11 protein-coding genes are annotated in these 12592 nt (G+C 48.3%); 7 read left to right on the forward strand and 4 right to left on the reverse strand.

The window, feature by feature from the left end; genetic code table 11:
• The first annotated feature begins 116 nt into the window (after positions 1-116).
• Complete coding sequence (locus HR45_RS10965) at positions 117-485, forward strand: MGMT family protein (RefSeq protein WP_037442904.1); 369 nt, start codon at positions 117-119, stop codon at positions 483-485.
• A 16-nt stretch (positions 486-501) separates the two neighbouring features.
• A complete protein-coding gene (locus HR45_RS10970) occupies positions 502-1239 on the forward strand; it encodes a DUF3108 domain-containing protein (protein ID WP_037442906.1) in 738 nt (245 codons plus the stop codon).
• Here HR45_RS10970 and HR45_RS10975 read toward each other — a convergent pair.
• The gene (locus tag HR45_RS10975; RefSeq protein WP_052074693.1) at positions 1168-1983 is read right to left on the reverse strand and encodes a class II glutamine amidotransferase; all 816 of its coding nucleotides are present in this window, start codon (positions 1981-1983) and stop codon (positions 1168-1170) included. The two genes, HR45_RS10970 and HR45_RS10975, sit on opposite strands and share 72 nt — an antisense overlap.
• Before the next feature lie 232 nt (positions 1984-2215).
• On the opposite strand from HR45_RS10975, the gene fadE reads away from it, so the two are divergent.
• Positions 2216-4666 carry an acyl-CoA dehydrogenase FadE gene (gene fadE / locus HR45_RS10980; RefSeq protein WP_037442908.1) on the forward strand — a complete coding sequence of 817 codons (2451 nt, stop codon included), beginning with the start codon at positions 2216-2218 and terminating at the stop codon, positions 4664-4666.
• A gap of 68 nt (positions 4667-4734) precedes the next feature.
• On the opposite strand, the gene HR45_RS10985 is transcribed toward fadE, so the two are convergent.
• The 3 genes from HR45_RS10985 to HR45_RS10995 form a co-directional block, all read right to left on the reverse strand.
• The gene (locus HR45_RS10985; RefSeq protein ID WP_081933459.1) at positions 4735-6624 is read right to left on the reverse strand and encodes a cation:proton antiporter; all 1890 of its coding nucleotides are present in this window, start codon (positions 6622-6624) and stop codon (positions 4735-4737) included.
• 458 nt (positions 6625-7082) lie between these two features.
• The gene (locus HR45_RS10990) at positions 7083-7994 is read right to left on the reverse strand and encodes a LysR family transcriptional regulator (protein ID WP_037442912.1); all 912 of its coding nucleotides are present in this window, start codon (positions 7992-7994) and stop codon (positions 7083-7085) included.
• A 36-nt stretch (positions 7995-8030) separates the two neighbouring features.
• Positions 8031-8735 carry a hypothetical protein gene (locus HR45_RS10995; protein WP_037442914.1) on the reverse strand — a complete coding sequence of 235 codons (705 nt, stop codon included), beginning with the start codon at positions 8733-8735 and terminating at the stop codon, positions 8031-8033.
• 177 nt (positions 8736-8912) lie between these two features.
• Here HR45_RS10995 and HR45_RS11000 point away from each other — a divergent pair, with 177 nt between their 5' ends.
• From HR45_RS11000 to HR45_RS11015, 4 genes are all read left to right on the forward strand, one after another.
• Positions 8913-9908, forward strand: a complete 996-nt coding sequence (locus HR45_RS11000; protein WP_037442916.1) for an LLM class flavin-dependent oxidoreductase — start codon at positions 8913-8915, stop codon at positions 9906-9908.
• Between the two features lie 8 nt (positions 9909-9916).
• Positions 9917-10999, forward strand: coding sequence for an alkene reductase (locus HR45_RS11005; protein ID WP_037442918.1), 1083 nt, complete (start codon positions 9917-9919; stop codon positions 10997-10999).
• Between the two features lie 24 nt (positions 11000-11023).
• Positions 11024-11350 carry an EthD family reductase gene (locus HR45_RS11010; RefSeq protein WP_037442920.1) on the forward strand — a complete coding sequence of 109 codons (327 nt, stop codon included), beginning with the start codon at positions 11024-11026 and terminating at the stop codon, positions 11348-11350.
• Between the two features lie 66 nt (positions 11351-11416).
• Entirely contained in the window at positions 11417-12412 is a 996-nt protein-coding gene (locus HR45_RS11015; RefSeq protein ID WP_081933460.1) for a radical SAM protein, read from the forward strand.
• Positions 12413-12592: the final 180 nt, after the last annotated feature.

Below are 12592 nucleotides of genomic sequence, written 5' to 3' on the forward strand. Positions count from 1 at the left end.
TTTTTATACAGTATAGTATTCACCGTACTCAACGCAAGCCTGTCGTGATAACCTGCTTTACCTGAGCAAAGCGAATTTTTTACAATCAATGTATTCGCAGTAATAGCAACTGAGTTATGTCATCAGCATTTGAAAATGGTTCTGCTAATCTCTCACCTATGCAACGTATTTGGTGGATTGTCGGGATGATCCCCGCTGGCAAGGTGGCCAGTTATGGCATGGTGGCTGATCTCGCAGGCTTACCAAAGCGCGCTCGTTATGTTTCGCGCGCACTAAAACAAGCACCTGATACATTAGACTTACCATGGCATCGCGTGATTAATGCTCAGGGGAAAATCTCCTTTGCAGCAGATTCAGCGCCCTTTCGTGAGCAGAGCCAACGGCTATTGAGCGAAGGAGTTTTGGTGAACCAAGGGAAAATTCGCTGGTCAGACTATGGGTGGCAGCCCGATATTGCCACCTTAGTGATGTCTGTTCCGTTCTGACTGAAGGAGTCAAGTATTGAAGCTGCAGCACGTATTTGCTTGTATCGCATTATGGCCGCTAAGCGTTTTTGCCACGCATGATCCATTAGAGCCGCAGGTGGCCGAATACCATGTGCAATACGGTAGTATTGGATTAGGTGATGCACGCTTTGTGCTTAATGCGCCTAAAGACAACACCTATTTCTATGAAATGACCAGTAAGCTTAGTTTGCTGATTGTTTCTGATGAACGTGATATCACCAGTGAGTTTACCCGCGAAGGCGATCAGTTATTACCTAAAACCTTTGAACATAAGCGCACAGGCACGGGGTCTGATTTTTCCGAGCAGATCCGATTTGCCAAAGATTTAGGCAAGGTATTTACCATCTACAAAGCCAAGAACAAAACCCTGGATTACGAGGGCGCATTATATGACTCTATGATGGTGCAGCTTCAGTTTCGACTGGATTTAAGCCGAGGTAAACAAGACTTGTCTTACGACATGGTCAAAGACAATAAGTTTAACGATTACACTTTCCGCAATCTTGGTGAAGAAAGTGTTATCGTCGAAGGTCATAAGTATCAAGCAGTTAAGCTGGAGGTTCAGCGCGACACCGATAAGCGTCGCACTGTCGTGTGGATGGCGCCAGATTTAGGCTACCTTCCAGTGAAATTTATTCATCAGAAAAAAGGCGATAGCGCGCTACAGCTGACACTCACGCGCGCCCAATTCGGCAGCACAACCTTCAGTGACGATCTCGCCAAGACGGAATAATTTCCACTCACTCGGCTGCATGATGTACCAATTTTCGTTATTGGTAAGCGGCCGAGTTGCAATGATAGACACCACATCGTTGGGTGTGGTTTCAGTATCAAAATCGATCACCACATCGGTATCAATCAACTTAGCTTTACCAAACGGTGCACGTCGTGTGATATAGCTAAGATTATTGCTACAAAAACACATCAAAAAGTCACCGTCAGAAATGATCAGATTAAATACACCGAGCTGACGGATCTGCTCTGCTAAACTGGCAATAAACTCAAATACTGGCTGCATCTCGACTGGCGGAATATCGCCAAACCGAGACGTAACTTGCTCAAGAATCCAACAAAACGCCATCTCACTGTCAGTGCTACCCACAGGCTGAAAACGTTTGGTCGCAAACTTATCGATGTAGTCACTGAGCTGGCCATTATGGGCATATGTCCAATAGCGGCCCCATAACTCGCGGGTAAACGGATGCGTATTTTCCAATGCGACACAGCCACGATTAGCCTGCCGAATATGACTGATCACCACTTCGCTTTTGATGGGATAAGACTTAATTAATTTGGCAATATGAGATTGACTGCTAGGCGCGGCATCCTTAAAAGTACGGCTGCCCTTTCCCTCATAAAAGGTGATCCCCCAACCATCCACGTGAGGTCCGGTAACACCACCACGCTCAACCAATCCGGTAAAGCTAAAAACAATATCCGTCGGCACATTTGCGCTCATCGCCAACAACTCACACATGGTAACTACATTCCCCAAAATCCAATGCTGCTGCCCATTGTAGCCAGTTAGTCCACCAATGGGAAAGCGAGATGCGACTAAAGATTCAAACAATTGTTTGAAAAACGCTTGAGTTCACAGAATTTGTCTATTAACTTTATCTAAAGAGAGGTCTGACCAGATAAATCAGGCCACAAAAGCACTTTATTTACGTAATAACTATAGATAACCCGATTTATCGAGGAGACCTAACGTGACTACCCTAATTTGGCTCATCGCATTAATTTCTATGTTGGGGGCTGCAGCTTACCTCAGGGTTTCGCTCATATCTGCGAGTCTGGCCGCGGCAGCAGTGATTCTACTTGGCAACCTCTTCGGTGCCGTCAGTCTGTGGATGTGGCTACCATACCTACTGCTGGCTGTGCCGCTCAATGTGGCCTCTTTCAGACAAAACTTTATTTCTCGCCCCGCAATGCGTCTGTATCGCAATATCATGCCCGAGATGTCATCGACCGAAAAAGAGGCTATCGATGCGGGTACGACGTGGTGGGAAGCCGATCTGTTTGCCGGTAATCCGAATTGGCGCAAACTGCACAACTACCCTAAAGCACGGCTAAGTGCTGAAGAACAGGCTTTTTTAGATGGCCCGGTCGAAGAAGTCTGCGCAATGGTGAATCAGCATCAAGTATCCCATGAATTAGCGGATCTTCCTGATGAAGTATGGGAGTTTCTCAAATCTCATGGTTTCTTCGCCATGATCATCAAAAGACAATATGGTGGTTTAGAGTTTTCGGCTTATGCCCAATCGCGAGTATTACAAAAGCTGGCGGGCGTTAGCAGTGAATTAGCTTCAACCGTGGGTGTTCCTAATTCACTCGGCCCTGGCGAGTTGCTGCAGCACTACGGCACAGAAGCTCAGCAACAACACTATTTGCCGCGCTTAGCTCGCGGGGAAGAAATCCCCTGCTTTGCTTTGACCAGCCCAGAGGCTGGTTCAGATGCTGGCTCAATTCCTGACTTTGGTGTGATCTGTCACGGGCAATGGCAAGGCGAGCAAGTGCTTGGCATGAAACTCACATGGAACAAACGCTATATTACGTTGGCGCCAATCGCCACCGTACTTGGATTAGCATTTAAACTGCGCGATCCCGAGCACCTACTGGGCGATGAAGAAGAACTCGGCATTACTTGTGCGCTGATCCCAACGGATATTGAAGGGGTTGAAATCGGTCGTCGTCACTTCCCGCTTAACTGTATGTTCCAAAATGGTCCAACTCGCGGTAAAGATGTATTTGTGCCATTAAGCTTTATCATCGGTGGTGAAAAAATGGCAGGTCAAGGCTGGCGTATGCTGGTGGAATGTCTGTCGGTTGGTCGCGGGATTACACTGCCTTCAAACTCCGCTGGCGGCGTAAAAACCATGGCCATGGCTACGGGGGCCTATGCTCGCATTCGTCGCCAATTCAAGCTACCTATTGGCAAGCTGGAAGGGATCGAAGAACCGATGGCGCGCATTGGGGGTAACGCTTATCTGATGGATGCCGTTGCCGCATTGACCACTACCGGTATTGATAGTGGTGAAAAGCCTTCGGTGATTTCCGCTATCGTCAAATGCCATCTTACTGAACGTATGCAGCGCTGCATGATCGACGCGATGGATATTCATGGTGGTAAGGGAATTTGCTTAGGCCCCAATAACTATCTGGGGCGTGGTTATCAGGCCGCGCCGATTGCCATTACGGTAGAAGGCGCCAATATTCTCACCCGCTCCATGATCATTTATGGACAAGGTGCTATCCGTTGCCATCCTTATATTCTGTCGGAGATGGAAGCGGCATTTGAACCTGATGAATTACGCGGACTACGTATGTTTGACCGAGCGCTGTTTGGCCATATCGGCTTTAGCCTCTCTAACTTTGTCAGAAGTTTGTGGATGGGCGTCACGGGAAGCCGTTTTTCCAACGCTCCAGTACAGGATAAAACCCGTCGTTACTATCAACAGCTCAACCGCTTCAGCGCTAACTTAGCATTACTGTCAGATGTTGCCATGGCAACCTTAGGTGGCAGCTTGAAACGTAAAGAGCGGGTATCTGCGCGCCTTGGCGATATGTTGAGTCAGCTATATCTGGCATCAGCAACGCTGAAACGTTATCAGGATGATGGTCGTTTGCATGAAGATTTACCGTTACTGCAATGGGCGGTAGAGGATTGCTTATACCGTTTGCAAACCTCATTAGATGAGTTGCTGGACAACTTCCCAAGTAAACTGGGCCCGGTTTTACGCGCAATTATCTTCCCTTTCGGACGACCAATTAAACGCCCATCTGATCAGTTAGATCATAAAGTTGCGCGCATCATGCAAACACCTTGCGATAGCCGCAGTCGTTTGGGCAATGGTCAATACCTTAAGGCAACGGCGAATAACCCAGTTGGCGTGCAAGAATTGACGTTAAAAGACATTCTGCTGGCTGAACCTCTGTATGACAAAGTGTGCAAAGCTGCCGGCAAACGTTATCCCTTTATGCAACTGGATAAGACAGCCGCTGAAGGTAAAGCGCTTGGTGTGCTTTCAGATGATGAGGTTAAACTGCTAGAACAGGCAGAGCGTGGCCGCCTGCTATCGATCAACGTAGATGACTTTGATGCGGAAGAGCTCAGAGCCAACTGCATCAAACCCCTCACCTCTAAGCACAAAGCTGCTTAACCGCCTTGTTTGGCGATCAAAAAAGGAGACGTTTGACGTCTCCTTTTTTATGTTGAGCCATCATGCCACTAGGCCTGAGCTTCAATCTCAGTCGAGGATTGTTGCGCTGCTTTCTCTTTATCCTGCAGTTCCTTCAGCTCCTTCTCTTCGGTCGCCTTTTTCTGCTGGTGTTCCATCGCTTCTTTAGGAATCAAGCTAATAAGCTCAACACCATTTGGCACAGATGAGGTATCTGTGGTGATCATATGCACCTTACCCGCTCTCATATAAATCAGCGGGATCACCGTTTCACCATAACGTTCCAAGAACATCTGGTAGCTAAAGTTATCCGTTAAGTTGGTACTCTTCAACACCGCATCGCGCGACATTAAGCTCGCGAGTTTAGAGTAAGACACCGATTGGCTAAACAAACACATGCGGCTCAGATAGGACTCTGAAAGCTGGTGACGCGCACTGCCTGATGCGTCAGTGGTATTCACGCCAAATACCCGCTCTGGCCCAAAAATATCTTGGAAGTGGAAGAACACAACGGGATTAAGTTGTTGATATGGGCTCAGAATCAATACCTTACCTATACCACCAAGATCCAGGAAATTATTGGCGTGCTCCGACACTGGGTTACCAAAATACACTTGGATATTATCCATACGCGCTAAACGCACGTTATCCCAGTTGGAATCGGCAATAATCACTTTAATGCCTTTCGACACCAAAATCTTCGCCAACTCACGGGCAAATTTGGAACCGCCAAAAATCAAAATACCCTGAGCAGATCTTGCAGTCACCCCCAGATGCTGCGCCCAGCGTCGAGCTGTCAGCGACTGGATTACCACGGTACCGATGATGATCAGAAAGGCTAATGGCACCAAAATATCTGCACCTTCAGTACCTCGCTGCTCCAGCTTAATCGCGAACAACGAACTCACAGCTGCGGCAACAATCCCTCGCGGCGCAATCCAACTGAGAAACCACTTGTCACGCGAATTGAGTGACGTACCAATTCCTGATATCCAGATACTCAACGGGCGCGCCACAAACAATACAATCAGAAGCAACACCAGTCCCTGCCAGCCGAGGCTTAACATGGCATCAGAATTCAAGCGCGCAGCCAGCAAAATGAATAATGCTGAAATCAGCAACACCGTCAGCGTCTCTTTAAATTCAATAATTGATTGCGTTGCCACACCACGCATATTTGCCAGCCAGATCCCCATGACAGTCACGGTCAACAGCCCCGATTCTTCCTGCAATAAATTGGAACCGACAAACACCCCCAAGGTGACCGTTAATACTGCGGTATTGGTTAGATAGTGTGGTAATAAGTTGCGGCGTAACACCCAGCCCAGCATGTAACCAGCAACTGCGCCCGCACCTAAGCCTATGCCTAACATTGAACCTAATGCAGTCAATACATGCGAGGTCTGGTCTGAACTAACAGTGATGTATTCATACACCAAGACCGCAATCAAGGCGCCGATAGGATCGATAATGATGCCTTCCCAACGCAAAATACTGGAAAGTTCAGATTTAGGACGCACAGTGCGTAGCATCGGCACGATTACAGTGGGGCCTGTCACCACGACTAAAGCACCAAATAACAGCGCCAACGACGGCGAAAAATCAAATAAGCACCATGATGCCAAGCTAATGCATAGCCAGGTCACGGCAGCGCCTATGGTGACTAAGTGAGTCACCATCCGGCCATGGTCACGGATCTCTTTAAAGTTGAGCGTCAACGCGCCTTCAAACAGAATGACCGCAACCCCTAATGAGATTAACGGAAATAGCAGATTGCCAAAAATTTCGTCGGGATCTAACCACCCCAGTCCCGGCCCAACAAGCAGACCACAACAGAGTAATGGCAAAATCGCAGGCAATCGTAATTGCCACCCTAACCACTGGCACAGCAGTGATAAGACGCCAATAAGCGCCAACATAGCAGTAATTTGTTCAATCATTACAGTCCCTTGCTCACATTAACAACGGTGACAGACAACACATTTTTATTTCTGACTGAAAAGGTGGACTTGAAAGAGTATCGACTGGATCACGCTTTAGGATCAATCCCTAGGCGCAATATTCAACCGCAATCTCAGGATATAAGCGTAGAAAACAGCTTAATATGAGCGCTGACTTGGTGTGGCAGAGTACATTACCACAGTGCATTCAACAGGCCGTGCTCTCGAGATCCCAATTAATCATTGCAATCTATCCTGATGGTAATGGTTTGACTAATCTCGGTGTGCACACAAGAACACCCAAACAACAGCTACCAACTTACGCAATTTTTACTCGGTCACGATCACACGTATCAGCAGTTCCTGAGATAAACGGCCGGCGATAGTAACACGAAGCAGAAACGTGATGCTACCCAGCAAAGAAGACTGTTTCCTGCGAAGGCCCATTGCCATAAGCGCTAATCTAAACAACCGCGCTGCCGAGCGTCCACCAACATATCGACCACATGGCGGATTTTAGGCAACATTTGACGATTCTTCGGCCACAAGGCATGAATGGGCATCTCACCGCCAGAGTGTCCATGTAACACTTCACAAATTTTACCTTGGCGTAGATCTTCGCCCACCAGCCACAGCGGCAACTGTGATAGCCCACATCCTGCCAACACCGCGGATAACATTGCATCACCGTCAGACAATTCATGTGTTGGTGGTGGCGTGTACCGCGTAATCTCCCCACTCGGCTGTTTCAGTAACCAAGAAATTGGTTGGCCTCGACGAAAACCGACAATGCATTGATGCTTCTGCAATTGTTCTGGCGTTTCTGGTGTACCAAACCGTTGTAAGTATTCAGGTGAAGCACAAATCACCAGCTTTTGCGCAGTAAGTTTACGGGCAACTAAACCGCTACTGTCTGCCAGCTCGCCGATACGCACCACAAGATCTATGCCCTCTTCGATTAAATCGACAAAACGTTCGCTAAAGGTCACCGTTAAGCTCAAATCGGGATACTGCTGCGCCATGTCCAGCAGCAATGGTAAAATCCGCTTGCGACCATACGCAGCCGGCAGATCGATACGTAGCCGACCTGAAGGCGTTGTAATATGGGAGGTCAATTCAGCTTCTGCTTGCTCCAGAATCTCAAGTGCACTCAGGCAACTTTCCAGATAGCGTTCGCCATCAGGCGTTAAACTCAAACTTCTGGTTGACCGCTGAAAAAGTGTCAGCCCCAGTCGTTCTTCAAGCCGAGCAACACTCTTTCCTACGGCGGATTTCGTCAGCCCTAGACGATCTGCAGCAGCGGTAAAACTGCCTTGTTGCGCGGTCATGACAAACGCATTGATACCACCCATATGATCATTTTTTCGCATAACCTTGTCTCTTAGTTTTCCTGTTTAACCCGGCATCTAATCTAGAATAGCGACGATGCTCAGATAACGGCCACCAGCGTCTTTCAATTGTAAATCACACTTAGTTTGACTGCTGTCACCCAGCTGAATGCGCATTTTATGGTCCGCGAGCATCTGTGCTGTAAGCTCAGCAGCATCCTGCGCAGCCAACGGATTAAAGCGCCTTTTTAACTGCTCAACTATTGCATCCTCTTGACAAAATTGCGTCCACTCAATACCACCGCGCTGCCCTTGATAACCTAACTGAGATAGCAAAGCGAGTTGACGATGTTCAGCAAATGACAGCTTAAAGCAAAGTGCCGGATTGGCAGCAATTGGTGATTTTTGGATCAGCGCAAATTGCGCTGAATCATCACTGGCAAACACGACTTTTGCTTGATAATCGATGATCGCGCCAATCAATTGATCGTGTGCCAAGGCTTGATAAGCCACCTGCATAGTTAACAACGCGCTACTATTATCCAATGACTGCAGTGCAAACTCATGGATAAGGTGTGAGCTCGTTTCTGCAGGCACTTGTTTTAACCATGCCGCGAGTTGCGCTTTGCCATCGGCCAATAAGGTGCGTCTGGCATGGATCAGTCGCACATCTTCAGTGAATAAGTCTAAGTGATCAGTTAACGGTTCAGTCACGCCTTCAAAATATGCAAACCAACGATGCGCAATCTCCTGCGCGGCGAAACGTCTGGCGCTGTTTATCATCAACGATTACCTCAAGTTGTTGAAACTGGCGCCAGTGTATCTCGGCTTATCATCAATAATTGTAGAAATTAATTCTCAATTGAGGCGAAATCAAGCCTGTTTATTCACTTATTTATTCCTTTGATAATACAACCCACGCATTTTAGTGCACAGGGTTCAACAAATAAGAGGTATGGAATGAACAGAAGTGACGTCAAACTATCATTGCTTGATCTGGTCACCATTGGCGAAGGTGCTACAGTCAGCGATGCAATTAAAAGCAGCACTGCGTTAGCCATCGCCGCAGAGCGTTCCGGTTTTCACCGCTTTTGGGTGGCAGAACATCACAACTTAAAAGATATTGGCAGTGCCGCCACCTCCGTAATTTTGAGTCATATCGGCGCTAAAACCGAACGAATTCGCTTAGGCTCCGGCGGTATTATGCTGCCTAACCATGCACCGCTGATGGTGGCAGAGCAGTTTGGTACGTTGGAAGCGCTGTATCCAAACCGTATCGATTTGGGCCTTGGCCGTGCACCGGGTACTGATGCTGAGACCATGCACGCCCTGCGTCGCGACACCCGCAGTAAAGGCATGGATTTTCCTGACATGCTTTCTGAGTTGCAAACTTACTTCGCAGACGTAAAACCAGGCCAGCGCATCAAAGCCATTCCCGGAGCAGGAATGAAAGTGCCGCTGTGGTTGCTGGGCTCAAGCACCTTCAGTGCGCAATTGGCTGCCGCACGTGGTTTACCATTTGCCTTTGCATCGCACTTCGCGCCAGATGCCATGCTCTCAGCCCTCGAGCTCTATCGACACAACTTTAAGCCGTCTGCCCAGTTGGATAAGCCTTATGTGATTATCTGCGTCAACGCGGTAGCGGCTGAATCGCAAGCCGAAGCTGAATTCTTGGCGACCACCGAACTGCAGAAATTTCGCAACCTTGGCCGAGGCATAGAAACCTTGCTGCCAAAACCGGTAAAAGATATGGATGCTATTTGGAATCCGTATGAAAAGCAGCGCATTTTAACTCAGCTGCGTGAATCTCTGTGGGGATCGCCTGGCATGGTACGTCAAGGTATTGCCGAGCTGGCGGAACGTACGGGCGCCAATGAAATCATGCTCAACTCGTGGATTCACGATCCAGCAGCGCGCATTAAATCCCATGAGCTGATTGCTAAAGCTTGGTTCTAGGAGGCCGCATGCAGCTATTACAACCTTATGACTTCGCGGGGCAGCAGTTGGCGAACCGAATAGCCATGGCACCGATGACCCGCGCTCGTGCCACTGAGGGTAAACCAGATGCACTAACGGCTGAATATTATGCCCAACGTGCGAGCGCAGGCTTGCTGATAACCGAAGGCTTACCGATTTCTGCGCAAGGCACGGGTTATTTATATACACCCGGCATTTATACCGCTGAGCAACTAGCGGCATGGCAGCCCGTCACTGCAGCGGTGCATCAAAATGGCGGCAAAATATTCGCGCAACTGTGGCATGTGGGGCGCGTATCGCATCACAGCATTCAGCCTGATAACGGTGCGCCTGTGAGTTCGTCTGGCACCGCAGGTGGCCAAGCATTTGCTTATGACGAGCAAGGCAATCCCGCCAATGTGCCCGCGAGTCAACCCGAAGCATTAACGCTGGAGGGTATTGCCCAAGTGATTAATGATTTTCGGCAAGCAGCCGCCAATGCGATTGCGGCAGGTTTTGACGGTGTTGAGTTGCACGCTGCTAATGGTTATCTCATTGAGCAATTTATCAACCCAATACTTAATGAGCGCGATGACCTATATGGTGGCAACACATTGGAAAACCGCAGTCGCTTGTTATTGGAAGTGGTTGATGCCGTCGTGCTAGAGATTGGCGCTGAAAAAGTGGGCGTGCGCCTGTCACCGTTCAATCGCATTGGCGATATGCCGCTTTACCACGATATTGCAGAGACTTATCTGCATATTGTCGAAGAGCTTGATCACTATTCACTGGCGTACCTGCACATAGCGTTAACACCAGAAACGATCGACAGCGGCTTGCTTGCGCATATTCGTCAGCAGTGGCACGGCACCTTAATGATTGCGGGGGGCATCAATGCCGCACAGGCGGAGCAATTTATTGCCGACAAGCGCGCCGATGTTATTGCCTTTGGCAGCGCCTTTATCGCGAATCCTGATTTAGTTGAACGCATTGCACATCATTGGCCATTGGCGGAAGTGCAACGCAGCTCATTTTATGGTGGCGGTGCTGCAGGTTACACCGACTATCCCCGTTATCAAGACACGCTGTAATTTATCTATTGAGTAGGAATTTTCATGACAACTGCAAACGGCTTTAAGCACGTTGGTTTGATCACCAAACACGCTGGCCAAAGCTTTGAAGAATTTGTTGATTACTGGCTGAAAGTGCATTCAGAACTGGCGGTCCATGTACCCGGTTTACGCAAATACACGGTGAATCCGATTGATCGACGCCTGTATCCAGATTCCCCTATTGATGGTTTTTCGGAACTGTGGTTTGACTCACTTGAGGCAGCACAAGCGGCATTTGAATCTGACGCCGCGAAAAAGACCTTTGCTGACGTGCCTAATTTTGCCGCCAACGTCGCGGTAACTTATATCACCGAGATCCAAAAGGTGTAGCGCAATCATTGCAAGCACCTCGTTAGCGTAAAAATATGTCCCGTGATTGACCAGTGATGTTTCGGCATGACTGGTCAATTTCGTTTAGGGACTTACAACTTCAGTTATTACTTAATTATACCATTGACTGTTGCCGTCGTCGCAAACTATGCGCAGCAATTCATAGAGGAAATGACCATGCATTACACCGGTCCTGTTGTTCGTCCACCGCATGAAGCTAATAGCATCCTGCTCGAAGTGACCGTAGGTTGTACCCATAATCACTGCACCTTTTGTACTTTCTATCACGATACACCGTACCGTTTAGCACCAAAAAGCCAGATAGAAGCTGATCTACAAGAAGCTAAGCGATTCCGCCCCGATGCTAAACGCTTGTACGCACTTGGCGGCGATCCTTTTAGTTTACGCACCGCTAAGCTGGTCGCGCTGGCTGAGCAAATTCATCAGTATTTCCCCGATATTAACATTGCCATGTATGCCCGCATTAGCAGCATGTTTAACAAAAGCCTCGACGAACTGAAGCAACTACGCGCGCTAGGCATTAACGACTTAGTGATCGGTGTAGAAAGTGGCGACGATGAAGTGCTAGCAAGGGTCAACAAAGGCTATAACCGCGCGGACATTATTCGTGAATGCCAAAAGCTTGAAGCGGCTGATATTAGCTATCGGGTTATTTTCTTGGGCGGTTTGGCTGGTAAGGGCAACGGCCAGCGCAATGCCGATAATATGGCGAACGTATTAAATCAACTGCATCCGACCCACATGTATATGACCTCGGTGGCAATTCAGCCTGACTCTAGCATGTATCAAGAGGTGCTCGACGGCAGCTTTGTTGAAGCCAGCGAACAAGAACGTATCGAAGAAACCTTGGCATTAGTGGAGCAACTGGAACAACCCATCACCTTACTCGGCCAGAGTGTGGCGAATCCAGTGAATTTTATTGCCATTTTGCCAGAGCAGAAAACCCAACTGATAAGCGAACTGCAAAACGTGTTACAGCAGTTTTCCGGGCAAGATGAGGCTCATTTAAGACGGCAGCGGGAGCAACTGCGCAATATCTGATGTTTATTGTTGATATCGTGACATGAGCAAAACGATGGAGCTGCTGTGCTAGGCCAGCAGTTCTACTCACCTTAATTGCCTTCCCCCAACATTAACCCAGTGACGCTTGAAGTTTTACTTAATGCCCCAATAAATTAGGTTGGCAAACAACATAGGAAGTTAAGCTGTTCAATCGTGGCG

Origin of the sequence: Shewanella mangrovi, from assembly GCF_000753795.1 — a bacterium.
GTDB classification, from domain to species: Bacteria; Pseudomonadota; Gammaproteobacteria; order Enterobacterales; family Shewanellaceae; genus Shewanella; species Shewanella mangrovi.

Excerpts from the sequence above, each read along its gene's own strand:
- HR45_RS10965 (WP_037442904.1), top strand. The coding sequence starts at position 117 with ATGTCATCAGCATTTGAAAATGGTTCTGCTAATCTCTCACCTATGCAA.
- HR45_RS10975 (WP_052074693.1), bottom strand. The coding sequence starts at position 1,983 with ATGTGTGAGTTGTTGGCGATGAGCGCAAATGTGCCGACGGATATTGTT.
- HR45_RS10985 (WP_081933459.1), bottom strand. The coding sequence starts at position 6,624 with ATGATTGAACAAATTACTGCTATGTTGGCGCTTATTGGCGTCTTATCA.
- HR45_RS10990 (WP_037442912.1), bottom strand. The coding sequence starts at position 7,994 with ATGCGAAAAAATGATCATATGGGTGGTATCAATGCGTTTGTCATGACC.
- HR45_RS10995 (WP_037442914.1), bottom strand. The coding sequence starts at position 8,735 with ATGATAAACAGCGCCAGACGTTTCGCCGCGCAGGAGATTGCGCATCGT.
- HR45_RS11000 (WP_037442916.1), top strand. The coding sequence starts at position 8,913 with ATGAACAGAAGTGACGTCAAACTATCATTGCTTGATCTGGTCACCATT.
- HR45_RS11005 (WP_037442918.1), top strand. The coding sequence starts at position 9,917 with ATGCAGCTATTACAACCTTATGACTTCGCGGGGCAGCAGTTGGCGAAC.
- HR45_RS11010 (WP_037442920.1), top strand. The coding sequence starts at position 11,024 with ATGACAACTGCAAACGGCTTTAAGCACGTTGGTTTGATCACCAAACAC.
- HR45_RS11015 (WP_081933460.1), top strand. The coding sequence starts at position 11,417 with ATGACTGGTCAATTTCGTTTAGGGACTTACAACTTCAGTTATTACTTA.